Annotated in this window: 17 protein-coding genes and 2 pseudogenes; 7 read left to right on the forward strand and 12 right to left on the reverse strand. The window is 71.7% G+C overall.

The features are described 5' to 3' along the window. Nucleotides 1-81 precede the first annotated feature (81 nt). The 8 genes from alaS to LUTJ29_RS0106615 form a co-directional block, all read right to left on the reverse strand. Nucleotides 82-2,736, reverse strand: a complete 2,655-nt coding sequence (alaS, locus tag LUTJ29_RS0106580) for an alanine--tRNA ligase (RefSeq protein ID WP_027071833.1) — start codon at nucleotides 2,734-2,736, stop codon at nucleotides 82-84. A 176-nt stretch (nucleotides 2,737-2,912) separates the two neighbouring features. Further along, the gene (recX, locus tag LUTJ29_RS0106585) at nucleotides 2,913-3,404 is read right to left on the reverse strand and encodes a recombination regulator RecX (RefSeq protein ID WP_027071834.1); all 492 of its coding nucleotides are present in this window, start codon (nucleotides 3,402-3,404) and stop codon (nucleotides 2,913-2,915) included. Next, a complete protein-coding gene (locus tag LUTJ29_RS0106590; protein WP_027071835.1) occupies nucleotides 3,401-3,703 on the reverse strand; it encodes a putative quinol monooxygenase in 303 nt (100 codons plus the stop codon). Before LUTJ29_RS0106590 ends, recX begins: the two co-directional genes overlap by 4 nt. A gap of 203 nt (nucleotides 3,704-3,906) precedes the next feature. After that, a complete protein-coding gene (gene recA, locus LUTJ29_RS0106595; RefSeq protein ID WP_027071836.1) occupies nucleotides 3,907-4,947 on the reverse strand; it encodes a recombinase RecA in 1,041 nt (346 codons plus the stop codon). Between the two features lie 160 nt (nucleotides 4,948-5,107). After that, entirely contained in the window at nucleotides 5,108-5,749 is a 642-nt protein-coding gene (gene lexA, locus LUTJ29_RS0106600; RefSeq protein WP_027071837.1) for a transcriptional repressor LexA, read from the reverse strand. Between the two features lie 46 nt (nucleotides 5,750-5,795). After that, nucleotides 5,796-7,481, reverse strand: a complete 1,686-nt coding sequence (locus LUTJ29_RS0106605; protein ID WP_027071838.1) for an AarF/UbiB family protein — start codon at nucleotides 7,479-7,481, stop codon at nucleotides 5,796-5,798. A 28-nt stretch (nucleotides 7,482-7,509) separates the two neighbouring features. Continuing rightward, nucleotides 7,510-8,019: a CinA family protein gene (locus tag LUTJ29_RS0106610; protein ID WP_051322775.1), complete on the reverse strand. Its 510-nt coding sequence runs from the start codon at nucleotides 8,017-8,019 to the stop codon at nucleotides 7,510-7,512. 230 nt (nucleotides 8,020-8,249) lie between these two features. After that, the gene (locus LUTJ29_RS0106615; protein WP_051322776.1) at nucleotides 8,250-10,883 is read right to left on the reverse strand and encodes a TonB-dependent receptor; all 2,634 of its coding nucleotides are present in this window, start codon (nucleotides 10,881-10,883) and stop codon (nucleotides 8,250-8,252) included. 271 nt (nucleotides 10,884-11,154) lie between these two features. On the opposite strand from LUTJ29_RS0106615, the gene LUTJ29_RS19000 reads away from it, so the two are divergent. The 7 genes and pseudogenes from LUTJ29_RS19000 to katG all read left to right on the forward strand — a co-directional run bounded on the left by LUTJ29_RS19000 (nucleotide 11,155) and on the right by katG (nucleotide 19,588). Beyond that, nucleotides 11,155-11,640 (forward strand): protoglobin domain-containing protein, encoded by a 486-nt coding sequence (locus LUTJ29_RS19000; RefSeq protein WP_027071841.1) that lies wholly within the window; start codon nucleotides 11,155-11,157, stop codon nucleotides 11,638-11,640. 62 nt (nucleotides 11,641-11,702) lie between these two features. Continuing rightward, nucleotides 11,703-11,816, forward strand: a pseudogene (locus LUTJ29_RS19160) (hypothetical protein); the annotation flags it as partial. Nucleotides 11,817-11,904: 88 nt separating this feature from the next. Then, nucleotides 11,905-12,426 (forward strand): annotated as a pseudogene (locus LUTJ29_RS19005) (GGDEF domain-containing protein); the annotation flags it as partial. Between the two features lie 120 nt (nucleotides 12,427-12,546). Continuing rightward, the gene (gene mutS, locus LUTJ29_RS0106630; RefSeq protein WP_084524745.1) at nucleotides 12,547-15,102 is read left to right on the forward strand and encodes a DNA mismatch repair protein MutS; all 2,556 of its coding nucleotides are present in this window, start codon (nucleotides 12,547-12,549) and stop codon (nucleotides 15,100-15,102) included. Nucleotides 15,103-15,303: 201 nt separating this feature from the next. Beyond that, a complete protein-coding gene (locus tag LUTJ29_RS0106635; protein WP_027071843.1) occupies nucleotides 15,304-15,927 on the forward strand; it encodes a DUF937 domain-containing protein in 624 nt (207 codons plus the stop codon). Nucleotides 15,928-16,042: 115 nt separating this feature from the next. Next, nucleotides 16,043-17,227, forward strand: coding sequence for an NAD(P)/FAD-dependent oxidoreductase (locus LUTJ29_RS0106640; protein WP_255327200.1), 1,185 nt, complete (start codon nucleotides 16,043-16,045; stop codon nucleotides 17,225-17,227). Nucleotides 17,228-17,371: 144 nt separating this feature from the next. Continuing rightward, the gene (gene katG / locus LUTJ29_RS0106645; protein ID WP_027071845.1) at nucleotides 17,372-19,588 is read left to right on the forward strand and encodes a catalase/peroxidase HPI; all 2,217 of its coding nucleotides are present in this window, start codon (nucleotides 17,372-17,374) and stop codon (nucleotides 19,586-19,588) included. 73 nt (nucleotides 19,589-19,661) lie between these two features. Here katG and LUTJ29_RS0106650 read toward each other — a convergent pair whose 3' ends face one another. The 4 genes from LUTJ29_RS0106650 to rimM form a co-directional block, all read right to left on the reverse strand. Further along, nucleotides 19,662-20,078, reverse strand: a complete 417-nt coding sequence (locus LUTJ29_RS0106650; protein WP_051322777.1) for an RNA-binding S4 domain-containing protein — start codon at nucleotides 20,076-20,078, stop codon at nucleotides 19,662-19,664. Nucleotides 20,079-20,168: 90 nt separating this feature from the next. Further along, the gene (gene rplS, locus LUTJ29_RS0106655) at nucleotides 20,169-20,591 is read right to left on the reverse strand and encodes a 50S ribosomal protein L19 (protein ID WP_027071847.1); all 423 of its coding nucleotides are present in this window, start codon (nucleotides 20,589-20,591) and stop codon (nucleotides 20,169-20,171) included. 147 nt (nucleotides 20,592-20,738) lie between these two features. Next, a complete protein-coding gene (gene trmD / locus LUTJ29_RS0106660) occupies nucleotides 20,739-21,494 on the reverse strand; it encodes a tRNA (guanosine(37)-N1)-methyltransferase TrmD (RefSeq protein ID WP_027071848.1) in 756 nt (251 codons plus the stop codon). 76 nt (nucleotides 21,495-21,570) lie between these two features. Then, nucleotides 21,571-22,083, reverse strand: coding sequence for a ribosome maturation factor RimM (gene rimM / locus LUTJ29_RS0106665; protein WP_027071849.1), 513 nt, complete (start codon nucleotides 22,081-22,083; stop codon nucleotides 21,571-21,573). Between the last annotated feature and the right edge of the window lie 5 nt (nucleotides 22,084-22,088).

Raw genomic sequence — 22,088 nt, forward strand, 5'->3', positions numbered from 1 at the left:
TCGTTTCAAACTGAACAAACGTGAAGGATGTCCGGCTCAGGACGTCCGGTCAACCGCAACAAGTCATGGCCTGGTGCCGCGTCAGCCGGGACTCAGCTTGCCCCCGACCCACGACGGAACCTCTGCCAGGACTGCCTGCAGTCCGGGGCCATCCTGGCCGCCACCTTGCGCCATGTCCGGACGTCCGCCGCCCTTGCCACCGATTCGACCGGCGACGAAGCCGACGAGTTCCCCTGCCTTGATCCGCCCCATCGCGGTCCCCGACACGCCGGCCACCAGCGCGACCTTGCCGTCGCTGGCGCCCGCGAGCACGACCACCGCGCTCCCCAGTTGCTGCCTCAGGCGGTCCGTCGCATCGCGCAGCGCCTTGGCGTCCAGTCCCTCCAGGCGCGCTGCCACGACCTTGACGCCGCCGATGTCGACGGCGCGCTGCACCAGGTCCGCGGTCGCCCCGCTGGCGGCCTTGGCCTTGTGCAGCTCGATCTCCCGCTCGAGCCGCTTCTGGCGCTCGAGCAGGGCCTTGAGTTTATCAGCCACGTCGGCCGTCGTGCCGCCCAGCAGCCCGGCCGCTTCGCGCAGCCGGCGCTCCTCCTGGGCCACGTGGTCCAGCGCCGCCTGCCCGGTCAGCGCCTCGACCCGGCGGACGCCGGCCGACACGCCGCCCTCGGACACCAGCTTGAACAGGCCGATCTCGCCGGTGCGGCCGACGTGGGTGCCGCCGCACAGCTCGACCGACTCGCCCATCGCCACCACCCGCACCCGCTCGCCGTACTTCTCGCCGAACAGGGCGATGGCACCGGCGTCCATCGCTTCCTGCATGCCCATCTCGCGGATCACCACCGGATGGTTGGCGCGGACCTCGGAATTGACCCGGCGCTCGATCTCGGCCAGCTCCTCGGCGGTCACCGGCTGGAAGTGGGAGAAGTCGAAGCGCAGGCGGTCGGGCGCGACCAGCGAGCCCTTCTGCGCGACGTGGGTGCCCAGCAGCCCGCGCAGGGCGCCGTGCAGCAGGTGGGTGGCGCTGTGGTTGAGCACGGTGGCGGCGCGGCGGGCGGCGTCGACGCTGCCGGAGACCGTGTCGCCGCGGCGCAGGACACCGGCCTCGAGCCGGCCCGAATGGCCGTGGAACTGCCCGGCGAGCTTCTGCGTGTCGGCGACCGCGAAGCGGGTGTCGAGCCCGTGCAGCTCGCCGGTGTCGCCGACCTGGCCGCCGGACTCGCCGTAGAACGGCGTGCGGTCGAGGATCACGATCGCCTCGTCGCCGGCCTGGATCGAGTCGACCGGACGCCCGTCGCGCAGGATCGCGAGCACGGCGAGGCCCTCGGCCTCGAGCGCGTCGTAGCCGACGAATGTCGTGGGCTGGAGCTGGGCGACGAGCTCGGCGGGCAGCTGCACGCCGCCGCCGAACTTGCCGGCCGCGCGCGCGGTCTCGCGCTGCTTCTCCATCGCCGCATCGAAGCCGGCGGTGTCCACTTCCATCCCGCGTTCGCGGGCGATGTCCTGGGTGAGGTCGAGCGGGAACCCGTAGGTGTCGTAGAGGCGGAACGCGTCCGCGCCCGGGATCACCTTGCCGCCGCTGCGCTCGACGATGTCGTCGAAGATGCGCATGCCGGCGTCGAGGGTCTCGGCGAAGCGCTCCTCCTCGGCCAGCAGCGCCTTCTCCACGAAGTCCTGCTTGGCCGGCAGTTCCGGATACGCCTCGCCCATCAGGGTCGAGAGCGTGGCCACCAGGCGGTGGAAGAAGGGCTCGCGCGTGCCCAGCATCCAGCCGTGGCGCAGCGCGCGGCGGATGATCCGTCGCAGCACGTAGCCGCGGCCCTCGTTCGACGGCAGCACGCCGTCGACCACCAGGAAGCTGCAGGCGCGGATGTGGTCGGCGATCACCCGCAGCGACTTGTTCTGCAGGTCCTGCGTGCCGGTGAGCGCGGCGGCCTCGCGGATCAGGGCCTGGAACAGGTCGATCTCGTAGTTGCTGTGCACGCCCTGGAGCACCGCGGCCAGCCGCTCCAGGCCCATGCCGGTGTCCACGCACGGCGCCGGCAGCGGCACCAGGGTGCCGTCGGGCTGGCGGTCGAACTGCATGAACACCAGGTTCCAGATCTCGATGAAGCGGTCGCCATCCTCGTCGGGCGATCCCGGCGGGCCGCCGAAGTGGCCCGGGCCGTGGTCGTAGAAGATCTCGGTGCAGGGGCCGCAGGGGCCGGTGTCGGCCATCTGCCAGAAATTGTCCGAGGCGAACGGCGCACCCTTGTTGTCGCCGATGCGGATGATCCGCTCCTCGGGCAGGCCGACCTGGTCGCGCCAGATCGCATAGGCCTCTTCGTCGGTATGGTAGACGGTGGCCAGCAGGCGCTCGGGCGGCAGCTTCCAGACGCCGGTCAGCAGTTCCCAGGCCCAGGCGATCGCTTCCTTCTTGAAGTAGTCGCCGAACGACCAGTTGCCCAGCATCTCGAAGAAGGTGTGGTGGCGCGCGGTGTAGCCGACCGAATCGAGGTCGTTGTGCTTGCCGCCGGCGCGCAGGCAGCGCTGGACGTCGGCCGCGCGCGGGTTGGCGCGCTTCTCCGCGCCCAGGAACACGTCCTTGAACTGGACCATGCCCGAGTTGGTGAACAGCAGGGTCGGGTCGTTGGCGGGCACGAGCGGCGCGGAAGGCACGATCTCGTGGCCCTTGCCGCGGAAGAACTCGAGGAATTCGCTGCGGATGCGCGCGGTGGTGTACTGGCTGGACGTGGTCATGACGGGCCTGGGGGACGGCCGGGCGGTCTGGTCCTTCCCGCGACACCCCGACACGAGGCCCAAGGCCAGAGCAGACAACCCGGTAAAGCGGCCAGATTAGCAAACCCGCCGCCCGCAGTCGCCGGGGCGGCGGTCCCGACGCGCCGGGGCCCGGACGCGTGCCGCGGCAGGCCAGGCTAGGCGTCGGGATCGAAGGGGTCGAACCGGGTCGCCGCGCGGATGGTTTCGCCGTCGAACCCGCGCCGGGCGAGCAGGTCGGCGGCCTTGCGCCGCTGCGCCAGGTCCGCCGGACCGGCTTCGCCGAAGCGGCGGCGCACCAGGTCGCGGGCGAGCTCGGCCCAGTCGCCCTCGAAGGTCGCCATGGCGGCCTCGATCGCATCGCCGTCCAGGCCGTGGGTGCCGAGTTCGGCCCGGATGTGGCGCGGACCGTAGCCGCCGGAGGCCCGGCTGCGTACCAGCGACTCGGCGAAGCGCGCATCGTCCTGCCAGCCGGCCTCGGCGAGCTTCGCCACCGCCGCCCTCGCCTCCTCGGGATCGACGCCCCGGGCGCCGAGTTTGCGGGTCAGCTCCCGGCGGGAGTGCTCGCGCCGGGTCAGCAGGCCGAGCGCCCGCTGCAGCGGGGTCTGCGGCTGGCGGGGCCGCCGCCGCGCCGGCGCGTGGTCGCTCACGCCGCCGGGGCGAACCCGTGCCCACCCACGGGACGGGTCTCGACGTACTGGCCGAACGCGGCGATCAGCGGCTTGCCGCGGGCGATCGCGTCGCGCACCGCGGGCAGCGCCAGCGAGGCGCGGTGGCGCTCGGCGCTGTCCCAGACCTCGGTGATCCAGACCACGTCGGGATTGGCCGGATCCTCTGCGACCACGTAGCTCAGGCAGCCGGGCATCGCGCCCACGTTTTCCAGCAGGATCGCCACCAGTTCGTCGCGACGGCCCGGCTGGGCCGTGGCGCTTCCGATCAGTCCGTACATGTCACCTCCCTGCCCTCGACGCCCGCATGCGGGGCATCCAGGTCATGATCGCGCCTGCGCCGCCCGCCCGCACGCGGCGTCGCGGGAGGACGGAACGTCGAAGCCGGCGGGCCTGCGTCAGTCGCAGGCGCAGCGACCCGCCCACGGGCAGGGCAGGTCGCAGGAGAAGGAGGCCGTCCCTGGCCGCGAAGTCCTGGCGGGCCTCAGCCGGCGGCGGCGCCCGCATCCTCGTCCCCGTCGCGGCGGGCGTCCGCGGGCTTGAACTTCTCGCGCAGGTCGGCCTCGAGCTTCCTGGCCACCTCCGGGTTCTCCTTGAGGTAGTTGCGCGCGTTCTCCTTGCCCTGGCCGATGCGCTCGCCGTTGTAGCTGTACCAGGCGCCCGCCTTCTCGACCAGCTTGGCGTCCACGCCCATGTCGATCAGTTCGCCCTCGCGGCTGATGCCCTCCCCGTACAGGATCTCGGTGATCACCTGCTTGAACGGGGGCGCCATCTTGTTCTTGACCACCTTGATCCGGGTCTGGTTGCCGATGACCTCGTCGCCCTTCTTGATCGCGCCGATGCGGCGGATGTCCAGGCGCACCGAGGCGTAGAACTTGAGCGCGTTGCCGCCGGTGGTGGTTTCGGGGCTCTGGCCCGGCATCATCACACCGATCTTCATGCGCAGCTGGTTGATGAAGATCACCATGCAGTTGCTGCGCTTGATGTTGCCGGTCAGCTTGCGCAGGGCCTGGCTCATCAGGCGCGCCTGCAGGCCGGGCAGCTGGTCGCCCATCTCGCCCTCGATCTCGGCCTTGGGCGTGAGCGCGGCCACCGAGTCCACCACCACGACGTCGACCGCGTTCGAGCGCACCAGCATGTCGGCGATCTCCAGCGCCTGCTCGCCGGTGTCGGGCTGCGAGACCAGCAGGTCGTCGATGTTGACGCCCAGCTTCTGCGCGTAGGTCGGGTCGAGCGCGTGCTCGGCGTCGATGAAGGCGGCGGTGCCGCCGGCCTTCTGGCACTCGGCGATGGTCTGCAGGGTGAGCGTGGTCTTGCCCGACGACTCGGGACCGTAGATCTCGATCACGCGGCCCTTGGGCAGGCCGCCGATGCCCAACGCCATGTCCAGCATCAGCGAGCCGGTGCCGACCACCTCGGCCGGTTCGACGCTGCCGTCGCCCATGCGCATCACCGAGCCCTTGCCGAACTGCTTCTCGATCTGGCTCAGGGCCGCGGAAAGGGCGCGCTTCTTGTTCTCGTCCATCGTGCTGGTCCTTGTCATGGTGTTGTCGGGTTGCGTGCATCCTTGCAGGCGCCCATCGCAAAAGCTGCGACTTGGACGCCACGGTCGATCCTGGGGCCGGCCGGGCCGCGGCGCTGCCGGGCCGGTGCCGCGGGCGGTGTCGGAAAACCCCGCGCCGGGCTCACCGGTTCGGCCTCACCAGGCCGCAGTACAGGCCCTCGATGGCGAAGTCCTGGTCGGGGAGGACCTCGATCGGGGCGTGGTCGGGATTGCGCGGCAGCAGCCGGATGCGGTCCTTGCCGATCCTGAGCAGCTTGACGGTGATGGCGTCGTCCACCCGCGCCACCACGATCTGGCCGCTGCGCGCGTCGCGGGTGCGGTGCACGCCGATCAGGTCGCCGTCGAAGATGCCCTCGTCGACCATCGAATCGCCCTTGACCTTGAGCAGGTAGTCGGGCGCCGGCGAGAACAGCACCCGGTCGAGCACGACGAAGTCGTCCGATCCGATGTCGGCGCCGATCGGCAGCCCCGCCGCCACCTGCCCCAGCACCGGCAGGCGCAGCGCGTCGTCGTTGCCCGCGGGCAGCTCGAGGGGCCGCTGGGCCGTGGCCACCGGCCGGGTCAGCCGGATGCCGCGGGCCCGGCCCGGGACGCGCTCGATCGCGCCGGCGGACTCCAGCGCCTCGAGGTGGTACTGGGCGGCGCGCACGCTGCTGAAGCCGAAGGCACGGGCGATCTCGGTCTGCGATGGCGGCACGCCCTCGGCCTCGATCCGTTCGGCGATCAGCTCGAGGATGGCCTGCTGGGTGTCGGTCAGGTTCATGGTTAGTAGTAATACTACTAACCCGATCGCGGCGCAACACCCCGCCCTACTTGCGGCGCCCGCTCCGCCAGATCGAGAACAGCACGGACAGTCCGCCCAGGGCCGCGCCCACGAAGCCGATGACGCCCAGCAGGCGCAGCCCGCTGCTGCTCACCCCGCCGGCGCTGTTGAGCACGATGGAGGAACCGACGATCAGCGCGGCGGTCACCACGCCCATGGTCAACCGGCTCACGGCACGATCGACCTGGTCGCCGAACACTTTGAGCGTCTCGACCTCCACCTGCACCCGCATGCGCCCCCGCCGCGCGGCGCGCAGCAGCCGCTGCAGGTCGCGCGGCGTGTCGCGCAGCAGGTCGAAGGCGTTCATCGCCGCGCGCCTGCCGCGCCGGACCAGCGCCGAGGGCCGGTAGCGCGCCCGCAGCGCGCGCTCCAGGAACGGGCGCGCCTCGGTGGCCATGTCGAAGTCCGGGTCGAGCCGCCGGCCCATGCCTTCCAGGGTGAGGAAGGTCTTGATCATCAGCGCCAGGTCCGGCGGCAGGACCAGCGCGTGGTTGCGCAGGATCGCGGCCACGTCGCCGAGCATCGCCCCGATCCGCAGGTCCTTCAGCGGCACCCCGCGGTACTGGGCGACGAAGCGCTCCACCGACTCCTGCAGCCTGGCCTCGTCGATGTCGGGATTGTCGCCGGCCCAGTCCACGAGCACGTCCGCCACCGACTCCGCGTCCTGCCCCACCAGCCCGTGCAGCAGGCGCACGATCTGGAACCGGCGCGGCGCGGACACGTGCCCGACCATGCCGAAGTCGATCACTCCGATCGCGCCCCCGGGCATGTAGAAGATGTTCCCGGGGTGCGGGTCGGCGTGGAAGAAGCCGTCCTCGAGCACCATCTTGAGCACGATCCCGGCGCCGGTGCGGGCCAGCTGCGCGCGGTCCAGCCCGGCGGCGTCCACCGCGCCCAGGTCGCTGCCGGGGATGCCGACCAGCCGCTCCTGCACGTTGAGCCGCTCGCTGGTCCACTGCCAGTAGACCTTCGGCACCACGATCCGCGGGTCGCCCTCGAAGCTGCGCGCAACGCGCTCGGCATTGCGGCACTCGGCGGCGAAATCGAGCTCGCGCAGCAGCGAGGTCGCGAACTGGTGCAGCATCTCCGCCGGATGGAAGCGCGCCAGCTCGGGCATCTGCTTCTCGACGATCACGGCCAGGTGGCGCAGCAGGCGCAGGTCCGCCTCGACCACCTCGCGGATGCCCGGCCGCCGCACCTTGAGCACCACCTCGGTGCCGTCGTGCAGGCGCGCGGCGTGGGCCTGCGCCAGCGAGGCCGCCGCCATCGGCACGTGCGCCAGGTCGGCGAACACGGTGTCCGGATCGGCGCCGAGGTCCTCCTCGAGCTGCGGACGGACCAGTTCGAAATCCACCGCCGGCACCGCGTTCTGCAGCGCCGAGAGCTCCTCGATCCAGCGCGGCGGCAACAGGTCGACGCGGGTGGCGAGCACCTGTCCGAGCTTGACGTAGGTCGGACCCAGGTCCTGCAGCGCCGCACGCACGCGCGAGGCGGTGTCGAGCTGCAGCAGGCCCTCTTCCACCGCGTGCCAGTGCACCAGCCGCCCGGCCCGTTCCAGCGCGCCGGCCAGGCCGATGCGGCGGGCCACGTCGCCGAAGCCGTAGCGCACCAGGACCCGGGCGATCTCCTGCAGGCGCCCGAGGTCGCGCACCGTGCCCAGCGCCTCCCACATCAGCCTGCGCTCCCGCTCGCCATCGCCGCTACTCCAGCACGCGCCCGATGCCCGCAAGCGCGGCGGCCACGGTCTGCCTGCGCACCGCCTCGCGGTCGCCGGCGAAATGGAATAATCCGGCGCGGGCGTAGTCGCCGCGACGCTTCCAGGCGATCCAGACCGTGCCGACCGGCTTGTCCGGGCTGCCGCCCCCGGGGCCCGCGATGCCGGTCACCGCCACCGCCACGCTCGCGCCCGAATGCACCAGTGCGCCGGACACCATCTCGATCGCGGTCTCGCGGCTGACCGCGCCGTGCACCTCCAGCGTGTTGGGATGCACGCCCAGCATCGCCTGCTTGGCCTCGTAGCTGTAGACGGCCATGCCGCAGTCGAACCACTCGGACGACCCGGCGATGTCGGTCACCACCTTCGAGATCCAGCCGCCGGTGCAACTCTCCGCGGTCACCAGCATGTGCCGGCCGGCGCGCAGCCGTTCCCCCACGTCCACCGCGAGACGGTGCAGCGCCTGGTCGTCGGGAACCTGAGTGGCCATGGGCATCGCCGGGACGGGAGGTTCCATTGTCGCCCAAGATGCCGGCGATGTCGGCAGGCGGGGACCCGCGGTCCGGCCGGGCCGACCGCTCCCGGGGGATGCCGCATCGCGGTCGTGTCCAGGGCCGCGCGATCGCCCCGATCGCGCCGCGTTCCGCCGCCCAGGGCGGCCGCACGGGCACGAAAAGGCCCGCGCTCCTCGCGGCGCGCGGGCCCCGGGTCGGCTGACGGGACGCCTCAGTAGCGCAGGCGCAGGGTCACGCCGTACATCCGCGGCGCGGCGGGGAACGCGTTGAACGTGTTGAAGCTGTTGCCCGGATCCGGGAACAGCGCCTGCAGCGGACCGTCGAAGCCCACCTGCACGTACTCGGTGTCGGTGACGTTGGTGCCCCAGAACTCGAGCATCCAGCGCTGGTCGCTGGCGCCGATGCCGAAGCGCGCGTTGACCACCGTGTACGACTCCTGGTGCTTCTCGACGTCGAGGTCCGAGCCGGTGTTGTAGTCGCCCATGTACTTGGCGCCGATGTTGAAGCGCCCGACCCACGAGTTGCTGAAGTCCCATTCGTAGGTCAGTGCCAGCGAGCCCGACCACTCGGGCGCGAACGGCATCGTCGCCCCCGGCAGCTTGTACAGCGCGCCCGAGCTGCTCAGCGGCGTGCCCTGGACGAAGTCCGGTCCCGGGATGTTGCGGCCGAACCTGGTCTCGGCGTACATCACGCCACCCTGCAGCATCAGGCCCGGCGCGGCCTTCGGCTGCCACAGGATCTCGGCGTCGACGCCGCTGGAGGTCACCTCCGGGATGGAGCGGACCACGAAGCTCGTGCCCAGGAAGCTGTTGAGCTGGAAGTCCTCGTACTCCTGGTGGAACACGGTCGCGTTGAGCAGCAGGGATCCGTCGGCCCAGGTCGTCTTGGCGCCGAGCTCGTAGCTGTCGACGAACTCGCCCGGGAACGAGGTATCCGCGGTGGTCGGGTTGATCGGCAGCGGGTTGGCCGCGGTCGCGGACTGGGTCCGGTCGAGGTTGAAGCCGCCCGCCTTGTAGCCGCGCGCGTACGACAGGTAGGTCATCACGCTGTCGTTCCAGCGGTAGGCGGCCTTGACCGTGCCCGACCACTCCTTTTCCTCCAATTCCTGGTAGGTGTTGCGGCCGTGGTGCAGCACGTTGGCCCAGGGCAGGCAGCTGTAGGCCACCACCTGGCCGATGAGGGTCTGCTGGGTGGCCGCGGGCAGGCTGGCGAACGGCACCCCGCGCGCAGTCAGCGCGCCCGCGATCCTGCCGACGGCGGCCGGATCGATGCCCGCGGCGCCGAAGAACGAGGCGCAGCCCGGGCTGCCGTTGGGGTTGCTGTAGCGCCCCGTCAGCTCCTTGTCTTCCTTCGTGTAGCGCAGGCCCAGGGTCAGGTCGAGCGCGTCGGTGGCGTGCCAGGTGTTGTTGGTGAACAGGGCCACGCTCCTGGCGTTCTGCGAGTAGTGGTCCAGCGCGCCCAGGCCGGAGAACACGGTGCCGGGCGCGCGCCCGGTCGCGTCGGCCAGGAAGGTCGTGCTCAGCTGCGGCGGCAGCGCCAGCAACGCGGGGTTGATCAGGCCGAGCAGGCCCATCGACAGGTAGCGCTCGTAGTCCGGGCCGATGCGGTAGGTCTCGGCGCGGTCGAGGTCCTCGTCCGAGTAGAACAGGCCGAACATCCAGTCCACCCGCTCGCTCGATCCGGTCAGGCGCAGTTCCTGGCTGAAGGTCTTGAAGCCGGTGAACGACTCGTCCTCGTCCGCGTTGCGGTAGAGGATGTCGGCCGTGCTGAAGTCGTAGTCCAGGCCGTTGATGGTCTGCCAGTCGCGCACCGCGGTGATCGAGGTCAGGGTGGCGTCGCCGGCCCAGCCGGTCTCCCACTCGACGTGGGCCGACACGCCCTTGTCCTTGATGTCCTGGGTGGTGGCGCGGTTGCTGTAGGCCACGCGCGCGAACGGGTCGCCGGGCGACGGGAACGACGACACCACCGGGAGGCCCTGGCCGCCGGTGAGCGCATTGATGATCGCCGAGCTGCTCCCGATCACCGTCTGCACCGCCGTGCAGCAGTTCTCCTCGCGGCTGGTGTAGTCGGCCGAGAGCAGGATCTCCAGGTTCTCGGTCGGTTCGAACAGCAGCTTGCCGCGCAGGGTGTGGAAGTTCTGGTCGTAGTCCTCGGCCTCGGCGCGCGGGCCCGCGCCGGTGCGCACGTCCATCCAGCCGTCGCGCTTGCGCTTGGCGGCGTAGATGCTGAAGGCCGAGCGGTCGCTGAAGGAGTCGTTGTAGGCGCCGGCGACGCCCAGCGCGCCGTAGTTGCCGGCCGTGACCTCGCCCTCGACGCTCTGGGTGTAGCTCGGGCGGCGGGTGACCACGTTGATCACGCCGGCCGAGGTGTTCTTGCCGAACACGGTGCCCTGCGGGCCCTTGAGCACCTCGATCCGCTCGAGCTGGCCGAGGTCGCCGAAGCCGACGCTGTTGCGCGGCCGGTACACGCCGTCGATGACCACGCCGACCGAGGACTCCAGGCCGACGTTGTCGCCCACGGTGCCGATGCCGCGGATGCGCGCGGTGGTGATCGCCTCGTTCTGGGTACTGGTGACGGTCAGGCCGGGCACCAGGATCTGCATGTCCTTGATGTCGCGGACGCTCGCGTCCTGGAGCAGCTGCTCGTCGAGCACGGCGACCGAGATCGGGACGTCCTGCAGCGCCTCCTCGCGCTTCTGCGCGGTCACCATGAGCGTGGCCAGGGTCTTCGCCTCCTCGCGCTCCGGCGCGGGGTCTTCCTGGGCGAAGGCGGGTGGCGCCATCGTGGCGATCGCCGCCACCAGTGCGATGGCAAGGGTATTGCGCTGCGGATCGCGTCGAGCCATGTGTGGTCCCCCCAGAGGTTGTTGGCACACCAAAATCGAGGCCCTTGTGGCCGGGCCACGGACTCCGGACGTGCGGCCCGCGTGGGGGGACCGGCCGCCGTCCGTCGAACAGTATCAAACGAAAACCTAACACAATTCACGGGATTGGGAAGGGGCTGCGACGGCCGCCGCGGAAAGCCGGCACGGGCGTTCCAGGGCGGTCCGCGCGGGCGCGATCCGGCGTGCGCCGCAGCATTTCGACTCCGTGCCCGCCGCGGCGCACAATAGGCGCGTGAACGCCCGGATCCCCGCACCTCGCAGCAGCGCCGGCCCCTCGGCGGAGCAGGACCAGCGCCTGGTCGCCGACTGGCAGCGTCATCTCGAGGCCCTCGCCGGTCCGGTCCGCGAGCTGCTGGCGGGCATCGACGCCGATGCCGTGCCCGCGGCCGCCGACCACTTCTATGGCGTGCTGCTCGACGACCCGCGCGCGTCGCGCTACCTCAGCCCCGAGCAGGTCCGCGAACGGCTCAAGCCCTCGCTCCAGCGCTGGCTGCGCAGCCTGCTCGGCGCCTCGCCCGCCGATCTGGACACGCTCTTCGCCCAGCAGCAGCATGTCGGCCACGTGCACGCGCGCATCGGCGTGCCGGTGGACCTGGTGTACCGCGGCGGCCGCCTGCTCAAGCAGGACCTGTACGCCGCGATCCGCGCCCGCGCGCCTACGCGCGCTCGCGCGAGGACGCCGGCGCGGTCGACGGCTCGTTCCGCCTGTTCTCGCTGATCCAGAACATCGGCACCGAGCGCGAGCGCCAGCGCGCGCTGCTGCCCGCCTGGGAGAACGCCGTGCTGTACGCGCTCACCGCGGATCAGCCCGGCCCGCCCCAGCCGCTGCTGATCAGCCGGTCCGAGTTCGGGCTCTGGTTCCTGCACAAGGGCCTGGCCAGCTTCGGCGACACCGCCGAGACCCGCGAGGTCGCCGCGATCTCGGCCCGGATCGACGCCGCCCTGTCCGAGCGCCTGCCCGGCGCCGACGTCCGGGCGCGACGCGCTGACCCGCCTGCTCAACCGGCGCTTCCTGCCCACGATCCTGCGCCGCGAGATCGCGCTGCACGCCAACACCGGTCGCCAGTTCGCGGTGCTGATGCTGGACCTGGACCACTTCAAGGCCATCAACGACGGCCACGGCCACGAGGCCGGCGACCGCGCCCTGCAGCACGTGGCCGCGCTGCTGGTCGACAACACCCGCGGCAGCGACTACCTGTTCCGCTACGGCGGCGAGGAGTTCGTGGTGGTGCTCGGCTCGGTGGGCGAGACCGAGGCGCTGGGCATCGCCGAGGGCCTGCGCCGCGCGATCGCCGATTCGCCGCTGCCGCTGGCCGACGGCGGCCGCCTCGGCCTGACCGCGAGCATCGGCGTCGCCCTGCAGGACGGGCATCCGGACTACGAACGCGTGCTCGCGCGCGCCGACGCCGCGATGTACCAGGCCAAGCGCGGCGGCCGCGACCGCGTGGTCCTGGCGACCCGCGGGATGCCCGAGCCGCCGGGCGCGCGCGCCCTGCGCTACTGAGCCGGCGCGCCGGCGCCCCGGCTACACTTGCGTTTTCCGTTCCCCACCGCCGAGGCCGTCTCGTTGCAGCGCCCCGACCCCTCCCCCGCCCCGGGCAAGGCCACCGAACACACGCCGCTGATGCGCCAGTACTTCGCCGCCAAGGCGGAGCATCCGGACGTGCTGCTGTTCTTCCGGATGGGCGACTTCTACGAGCTGTTCTACGACGACGCGCGCAAGGCCGCGCGGCTGCTGGACATCACCCTCACCCAGCGCGGCAGCTCGGGCGGCGCGCCGATCCCGATGGCCGGGGTGCCCTACCACTCCGCGGAGGGCTACCTGGCGCGGCTGGTGGCGCTGGGCGAGTCGGTGGCGATCTGCGAACAGATCGGCGACCCGGCCGCGAGCAAGGGCCTGGTCGAGCGCAAGGTGGTGCGCATCGTCACCCCGGGCACGGTCACCGACGAAGCCCTGCTCCACGAGCGCCGCGACACCCTGCTGCTGGCGCTGGCGCGCGGCAAGTCCGGATACGGCCTGGCCTGGGCCGATCTGGCCGGCGGGCGTTTCCTGGTCAACGAAGTCGCCAACGACGAGCAGCTCGAAGCCGAGTTCGCGCGCCTGGAGCCGGCCGAGGTGCTGCTGCCCGACGAGGAAGGCTGGCCGGCGTTCCTGGCCGGTCGCAGCGGCGTGCGACGACGCCCGCCGTGGCTGTTCGACCCGGATTCGTCGCGCCGCCAGCTGCTGCGCTTCTTCGGCCTGCACGACCTGTCCGGCTTCGGCATCGAGGACAGGGCGCTGGCCGTGGCCGCGGCCGGCGCGCTGCTGGGCTACGTCGAGGAGACCCAGAAGCAGCGCCTGCCGCACCTGACCTCGATCGCGGTCGAGAGCGGCGACGGTGCGATCGCGATGAACGCGGCCACCCGCCGCCACCTCGAACTCGACACCCGGGTCGACGGCGAGACCCGCCACACCCTGCTCGGCGTGCTCGACTCCACCGTCTCGCCGATGGGCGGGCGCCTGCTGCGCCGCTGGCTGCACCGGCCGCTGCGCGACCGCGAGGTGCTGCGCCTGCGCCACGACGCGGTCGCGACCCTGGTCGACCACCGCGCCGACGAGGCGCTGCGCGAGCGCTTCCGCGCGCTCGGCGACCTCGAGCGCATCCTCTCGCGCATCGCCCTGCGTTCGGCGCGGCCGCGCGACCTGTCCACGCTGCGCGACGGCCTGGCCATGCTGCCGGCGCTGCGCGAGGTGCTGGCGCCGCTGGATTCGCCGCGCCTGCGCGAACTCTCGGAGCAGATCGGCGAGCACGCGGCCGAGGCCCACCTGCTGGCCCAGGCCCTGGTCGAGCAGCCGCCGGTGCTGGCGCGCGACGGCGGCGTGTTCGCCGACGGCTACGACGCCGAGCTCGACGAACTGCGCCAGCTCAGCAGCAGCGCCGACCGGTTCCTGGTCGAACTGGAGGCGCGCGAGCGCGAAGCCACCGGCATCCCGACCCTCAAGGTCGGCTACAACCGCGTGCACGGCTACTTCATCGAGATCAGCAAGGGCCAGGCGGCGAGGGCGCCCGCGCACTACACCCGGCGCCAGACCCTGACCGGCGCCGAGCGCTACATCACCGAGGAGCTCAAGCAGTTCGAGGACAAGGTGCTCTCGGCGCGCGAGCGCGCGCTGGCCCGCGAGCGCCTGCTGTACGAACAGCTGCTCGACGCGCTGAACGCCAGGCTCGAGCCGCTGCGCCGCTGCGCGGCCGCGCTGAGCGAGCTCGACGTGCTGGCCGCCTTCGCCGAGCGCGCGCAGTCGCTGGACTGGTCGCGCCCGCTGCTCACCGCCGAGCCCGGCATCCGCATCGAGCGCGGCCGCCACCCGGTGGTCGAGGCGGTGCGCGGAGAACCCTTCGAACCCAACGACCTGGTGCTCGGCGAGGACCGCCGCATGCTGGTGATCACCGGCCCGAACATGGGCGGCAAGAGCACCTACATGCGCCAGAACGCGCTGATCGTGCTGCTCGCCCACATCGGCAGCTTCGTGCCGGCGGCGTGCGCGGAGATCGGTCCGATCGACCGCATCCTCACCCGCATCGGCGCCGGCGACGACCTCGCCCGCGGCCAGTCCACCTTCATGGTGGAGATGGCCGAGACCAGCTACATCCTCCACCACGCCACCGAGCAGTCGCTGGTGCTGATGGACGAGATCGGCCGCGGCACATCGACCTACGACGGCCTGGCCCTGGCCGAGGCCTGCGCCCGCCACCTCGCCGCGCGCAACCGCAGCTACACGCTGTTCGCCACCCACTACTTCGAGCTGACGTCGCTGGCCACGCCCGGCAGCGGCATCGCCAACGTGCACCTGGACGCGGTCGAGCACCACGACGCGAACGGCAACGACGTGCTGGTGTTCATGCACGCGGTCAAGGACGGCCCCGCCAACCGGAGCTTCGGCCTGCAGGTGGCGGCGCTCGCGGGACTGCCCAGGGCGGTGATCCGCGATGCGCGCGCGCGGCTGGCCGAGCTGGAGCAGCGGTCGCACGAAGCGCCACCGGCCGCGCCGCTGTCGCCGGAGCGGATCGGGGAGCCGCAGCAGTTCGGGCTGTTCCAGTCGTCCTCGGCCGCGCTCGACGCACTGGCGGCGATCGATCCCGACGAGCTGACCCCGAAACAGGCGCTGGAGGCGCTGTACCGGCTCAAGGCCCTGGCCTGAGCCGGAGCCCGGCGTTCCCGGCGGAGATCGGGCCGCCGGCGGTGCGCGGGTCCGATCGTCAGGCTACGGTGCGTCCGTCCCGCCCGCTCCATCGTGGCGCCTGCGGCCGGTGCCCGGCACGAGGACCCCTGGCGCCTTCCGGGCGGAGCGAAGCGCTACAGTAGGCGCCCCGCGCAGCGCGCGCGTCCCCGGAGAAGTGCGATGTCCAGTTCCCTGACCGAGCAGCTGTTCCAGCAACTCCAGGGCGCGCCGCTGCAGCAGATCGCGCAGCAGCTGGGCGCCGGGCAGGACCAGACCGCCACCGCCGTGGGCGCCGCGCTGCCCCTGCTGCTTGGCGCGCTCGGCCGCAATGCCAGTCAGCCGCAGGGGGCCGAGGCGCTGTTCGGCGCACTGCAGAAGGATTTCTCCGGCGCCGGCGACCTCGGCGGTCTGATCGGCGCGGTGCTCGGCGGCGCGCAGTCGCGGCAGACCAACGGCGCCGGCATCCTCGGCCATGTGCTCGGTGGCCAGCTGCCGCGTGCGGAAGCCGGCCTCGGCCAGGCCACCGGCCTGGGCAGCGACAAGGCCGGGCAGCTGATGCGCATCCTCGCGCCGATCGTGCTGGCCTTCCTCGCCCGCCAGGTGTTCCAGGGCAAGGACCAGGCGCAGGCGGCCAACCCTCAGGCGCTGGGGTCGATCCTCGGCCGCGAGCAGCAGCAGGTGCGCCAGCAGGGCGGCCTCGGCGGCGGGCTGCTGGGCGCGGTGCTCGACCAGGACGGCGACGGCGAGCTCGGCCTCGGCGACCTGCTGAAGATCGGCGGCGGGCTGCTGGGGGGCAAGCGCTGACGCGGACGATGGCGCCGGCACGCGGCAGGACCCTCCGCATCGACGCGCACCCTTCCCGGCCTCCTCCCGCGGGCGGGGGGAGGAGCAGGCGGGCGCCGCCCGCGTGAACGCTGGACTGCCTCCATCCGCGGACGTCGTAGTGGTCGGCGCCGGCGCGGCCGGCCTGATGTGCGCGATCACGGCCGGCGCACGCGGACGCCGCGTGCTGGTGCTCGACCACGCCAACAAGGTCGGCAAGAAGATCCTGATGTCGGGCGGCGGGCGCTGCAACTTCACCAACACCGGCACGTCGCCCGCCAACTACATTTCCGCCAATCCGCATTTCTGCAAGTCGGCGCTGGCCCGCTACACGCCCGCCGATTTCATCGCCATGGTCGACGCGCACCGCATCGCCTGGCACGAGAAGGAGCTCGGCCAGCTGTTCTGCGACGAGTCCTCGAAGCTGATCGTGCGCATGCTGCTCGACGAAGCGGCGGCGGTGCAGGCGCAGGTGCGCACCCACTGCGCCGTCGGGGAAATCGCGCACGACGGCGACCGGCGCTTCCGCCTGCGCACCACGCTCGGCACGCTGGAATGCGAATCGCTGGTGGTCGCCACCGGCGGGCTGTCGATCCCCAGCATGGGCGCGACCGGCTTCGGCTACGAGATCGCGCGCCGGTTCGGCCACGCCGTGCTGGCCACGCGCGCCGGGCTGGTGCCGCTCACGCTCTCCGGCAAGCACCTGGAACGGCTGCAGGACCTGGCCGGCGTGTCGCTGGAGGTGGACGCGCGGTGCAACGGCATGGCCTTCCGCAACCGCATGCTGGTCACCCACCGTGGCGTCAGCGGGCCGGCGATCCTGCAGATCTCCTCCTACTGGCAGCCCGGCGACGACCTGCGCCTGGACCTGCTGCCCGACCGCGACATCCTGGACTGGCTGTCCTCGCGCCAGCGCGAGCGCCCCGACGCCGAGTTGCGCAGCGTGCTGGCCGACGTCCTGCCCCGCCGCTTTGCCCAGCGACTGTGCGAGGTCTGGCTGCCCAGCCGGCCGCTGAAGCAGTACGGGCCGGGGCAACTGCGGGAGGTGGCCGCGCTGCTCCAGGCATGGCCACTGGTGGCCAGCGGCACCGAGGGCTATCGCACCGCCGAAGTCACCCTGGGCGGCGTGGATACCGACGGCCTGTCCTCGACCACGATGATGTCGAGACGGGTCCCGGGCCTGTTCTTCATCGGCGAAGTGGTCGACGTCACCGGCTGGCTGGGCGGCTACAACTTCCAGTGGGCGTGGGCATCGGGCCACGCCGCGGGACTGGCCTGCTGATCACAGCGATTGATGCAATGCATCACGGCGAAAATCGATTGAGTGCGCCAATCGACCCGTTCATATCATTCGATTTCCCTAACTGACGGCCGCCATCTAAGTTGGGCGCACGCACCGACACCACCCCGCCCGGGAGATCGCGCCATGTCGTCCGAAGCCAAGTGTCCCTTCCACACCGCCGCGGCCGGCGGCACCACCAATCGCCACTGGTGGCCGAACCAGCTGCGCCTGGAACTGCTGAGCCAGCACTCGGAGAAGACCAATCCGCTCGGCAAGTCGTTCAACTACCGCAAGGAGTTCCGCAAGCTCGACTACGCCGCGCTGAAGAAGGACCTCCACGCCCTGATGACCGATTCGCAGGACTGGTGGCCGGCCGACTTCGGCAGCTACGTGGGCCTGATGATCCGCATGGCCTGGCACAGCGCCGGTACCTACCGCATCGGCGACGGCCGCGGTGGCGGCGGGCGCGGTCAGCAGCGCTTCGCCCCGCTCAACTCGTGGCCGGACAACGTCAGCCTCGACAAAGCGCGCCGGCTGCTGTGGCCGATCAAGCAGAAGTACGGGCAGAAGATCTCCTGGGCCGACCTGATGATCCTGGCCGGCAACGTCGCACTCGAGCATGCGGGCTTCCGCACCTTCGGCTTCGGCGCCGGCCGCGAGGACACCTGGGAGCCCGACCAGGACGTGTACTGGGGTCGCGAAACCACCTGGCTCGGCGGCGACGAGCGCTATTCGCGCGGATCCGAGGGCGTTCCCAAGGCGAAGGACGACAGCGTGCTGGTGTCCGAGGACGACGCCGACGGCAAGGTCCACAGCCGCGACCTCGAGAACCCGCTGGCCGCGGTGCAGATGGGCCTGATCTACGTGAACCCGGAAGGCCCCGACGGCAATCCCGATCCGCTGCTGGCCGCGCACGACATCCGCGTGACCTTCGGCCGCATGGGCATGGACGACGAGGAGACCGTCGCCCTGATCGCCGGTGGCCACACGCTGGGCAAGACCCACGGCGCCGGCCCGGCGGACCACGTCGGCCCGGATCCCGAAGCCGCCGACCTGGAGATGCAGGGCCTGGGCTGGGCCAACAGTTTCGGCACCGGCAAGGGTGCCGACACCATCACCTCTGGCCTCGAGGTGACCTGGACCAGCACCCCGGCGCAATGGAGCAACGACTTCTTCAAGTTCCTGTTCGACTTCGAGTGGGAGCTGACCAAGTCCCCGGCCGGCGCGCATCAGTGGGTGGCGAAGGATGCCGGGGCGATCATCCCGGGCCCGACCCCGGATTCGCCGAAGCGCAAGCCGACCATGCTGACCACCGACCTGGCGCTGCGCTTCGATCCGGTCTACGGCCCGATCTCGCGCCGTTTCCGCGACGATCCGCAGGCCTTTGCCAACGCGTTCGCCCGCGCCTGGTTCAAGCTGGTCCACCGCGACATGGGCCCGAAGTCGCGCTACCTCGGGCCGGAAGTGCCGGCCGAGGACCTGGTCTGGCAGGACCCGCTGCCCAGGCCCGTGCACCACCCGACTCCGGCCGACATCGCCGAAGCGCGGACGAAGATCGCCGCCGCCGGCATCCCCGCCGGCGACCTGGTCTCGCTGGCCTGGGCCTCGGCCGCGACCTTCCGCGGCGGCGACAAGCGCGGCGGCGCCAACGGCGCGCGCATCCGCCTCGATCCGCAGCGCGGCTGGCAGGCCAACCAGCGCGCGATCCAGGTCCTGCCCAGGATCGAGGCGCTGCAGAAGGAGACGAAGCTCTCGCTCGCCGACCTGATCGTGCTCGCCGGCGGCGTCGGCATCGAGCAGGCGGCGGCCGCGGCGGGGTTCCCGGTGGAGGTCCCGTTCACCCCGGGCCGCGTCGACGCGACCCAGGAGCAGACCGACGTCGAGTCGTTCACCCACATGGAGCCGTTCGCCGACGGCTTCCGCAATTACCTCAAGGCCGCATCGGAAGTGCCGGCCGAGCACCTGCTGGTCGACCGCGCCCAGCTGCTGACCCTGACCGCGCCGGAGATGACCGCGCTGGTCGGCGGCCTGCGCGTACTCGATGCGAACTGGGACGGCAGCCGCCACGGCGTGTTCACCGACCGCCCCGGCACGCTGACCACCGACTTCTTCGTCAACCTGCTCGACATGGCGAACGAGTGGAAGCCGGCCGGCCACAACCTGTACGAGGGCGTGGACCGCCGGACGGGGGCGAAGAAGTACACCGGCACCCGCGTCGACCTGGTGTTCGGCTCGAACTCGGTGCTGCGCGCGCTCGCCGAGGTGTATGCCTCGTCGGACGGCGCGGAGCGGTTCGTCAACGACTTCGTCGCCGCCTGGGTGAAGGTGATGAACCTGGACCGCTTCGACCTGCTCGACTGATCCTCCCTGCGTCGCCCGTCGCGGAAAGCGCCGGCATTGTCCGGCGCTTTCCATTGCGCGGAAGGTTCGCGACCTACAGCGCGTCGATATCGCCCAGCGCGCGCAGCAGCCGCCGGGCGCGCTTGTCGGGGCGCGACTCGGGCGGGCGATAGCCGTCGCGCGCGGCCCTGCGCAGCTTCGCCGCCTCCTCCCGCGCCAGGCGCGACGCCTCGTGCTCGCGGTACAGCGCCTGCGCGACAGGTGCCGGGCCGCGCTGGTCCGACAGGCCCAGCACCTCGACCTCGAACACGTCCTCGCCGCGCACAACCCGCAGCGCATCGCCCACGCGCACCAGGCGCGAGGCCTTCGGGCGCTGGCCGTCGACCTCGACCTTGCCCGTCTCGACCGCCTGCCTGGCCAGCGGACGGGTGCGGAAGAAGCGCGCCGCCCACAGCCAGACGTCGATGCGCACGCCGCGCTGCGGGGCTGCTCCGGAAGTGGGTCCACCCATGTGCGGGTTTCCTGCAGGGGGCCGGAACGCAAACGGCCGCCCATCGGCGGCCGTTCGCAGGTCTCGCCTGGCGCCGGGGCGCCGGCGGCGTTACTCGGCGTCGGCGGCAGCCGCGGCGGCGGCGGCCTGGGCGCGCGCCTTGGCGTTGCCGGCCAGGTCTTCCTTGATGCGCGCCTTCTTGCCCTCGAGGCCACGCAGGTAGTACAGCTTGCCGGCGCGGACGCGGCCGCGGCGCTTGACCTCGACCGACTCGATCGACGCGCTGTGGGTCTGGAACACGCGCTCGACGCCGTAGCCGTGCGAGATCTTGCGCACGGTGAACGAGGAGTTGAGGCCGGCGTTCTTCTTGCCGATGACCACGCCTTCGTAGGCCTGGACGCGCTCGCGGTTGCCCTCCTTCACCTTCACGTTCACGACGACGGTGTCGCCGGGGCCGAATTCGGGGAGCTTGCGCTGGACCTGCTCGCTTTCGAACTGCTGCAGCAGGGTGTTCAGGGTGGGCTTGGTGGTCATGGCGGGATCTCGATGGAGCCTGTTGGATTAGTTGTAGGCGTGGTGCACGCGGACGCACGCTCTTGGCACGGTGCCCTGTCGGGGACAGGGCAGCCGCGCATTATAGCCCGGAAACCAGGCCCGGCGCCACGCCTGCCCAGGAGGGTCTCAGCGGTCCCGCGTACCCTCCCCGTCCTCCGGCTGGGCGGCCAGCCAGGCCCGCTCCTCCGGCGACAGGTCGGCCGCGGCCAGCAGGTCGGGCCGCCGGCGTCGGGTCCGCAGCAGGGACTGGCGGCGGCGCCAGCGGGCGATCTCGGCGTGGTTGCCCGACAGCAGCACCTCCGGGACCGTCCCCAGCTCGTGCTCCACCGGGCGGGTGTAGTGCGGGCAGTCCAGCAGGCCGTCGGCCTCGAAGCTGTCCTGCGCGGCCGAGCCCGCATCGTTCAGGGCCCCGTCCTGCAGCCGGGCCACCGCATCCACGACCACCGCGGCGGCCAGCTCGCCGCCGGACAGCACGTAGTCGCCGATCGACAGCTCCTCGTCCACCTCGGCTTCGACCAGGCGCTCGTCCACGCCCTCGTAGCGCCCGCACAGCAGGATCAGCCGGGGCCGCGCCGCCAGCTCGCGGACGATGGCCTGGGTGAGCGGCCGGCCCTGCGGACTGAGGTAGGTGACCCGGGCCGGGGCCGGATCGGCCGCGCGCGCGGCCCGGATCGCGTCCCGCAGCGGGTCGATCATCATCACCATGCCGGGCCCGCCGCCGAACGGCCGGTCGTCCACGCGGCGGTAGTTGCCCCCGGCGTAGTCGCGCGGGTTCCAGCCGTGCACCGACAGCAGCCCGCGCTCGCGGGCCCGGCCGACCACGCCGAAGCCCGCGCACTGGGCGACGAACTCGGGGAACAGGCTGATCAGGTCGATGCGCATGCGCGGGGTCCGGGATCGGGGGTGGGCGGTGCCGGCGGCGACCCGGCGAGGATGCCAGAGCCGGCCCCGGCGTGGCTCAGAACTCCCGGTCCCAGTCGACCGTGACCCGGCCGGCGTCGAAGTCCACCGCGACGATGTAGTCGGGCTGCACGAACGGGATCAGGCGCTCGCGCTCGCCGCGCACGACCATCACGTCGTTGGCGCCCGTGGAGAACAGGTGCGAGACGACGCCGAAGTCCACGCCGTCGGTGTTGGCCACGCGCAGGCCTTCCAGGTCGACCCAGTAGTACTCGCCCGGCCGCGGCGGCGGCAGTGCCGAACGCGGCACGTAGAGCTCGGCGTCGAGCAGCGCCTGGGCGGCGTCGCGATCCTCGATCCCGGGGATCCGCGCGACCACGCCCTTGGCGGTGGAGCGGCCGCGGAGCGCCTCGAGCTCGCGTTCCTCGCCGCGCGCGGTACGCAGCAGCAGCGGCCGGTAGCGCAGGATCGCCTCCGGCGGGTCGCTGAAGGATTCGAGCTTGAGTTCCCCCCGCACGCCGAACGCGCCGCGGATCCTGCCCATGAGGATGCGGCGCGCGGGATCGTTCATGCGTG

This window comes from Luteimonas sp. J29 (assembly GCF_000472505.1).
In the GTDB taxonomy this organism is placed as follows: domain Bacteria; phylum Pseudomonadota; class Gammaproteobacteria; order Xanthomonadales; family Xanthomonadaceae; genus Luteimonas.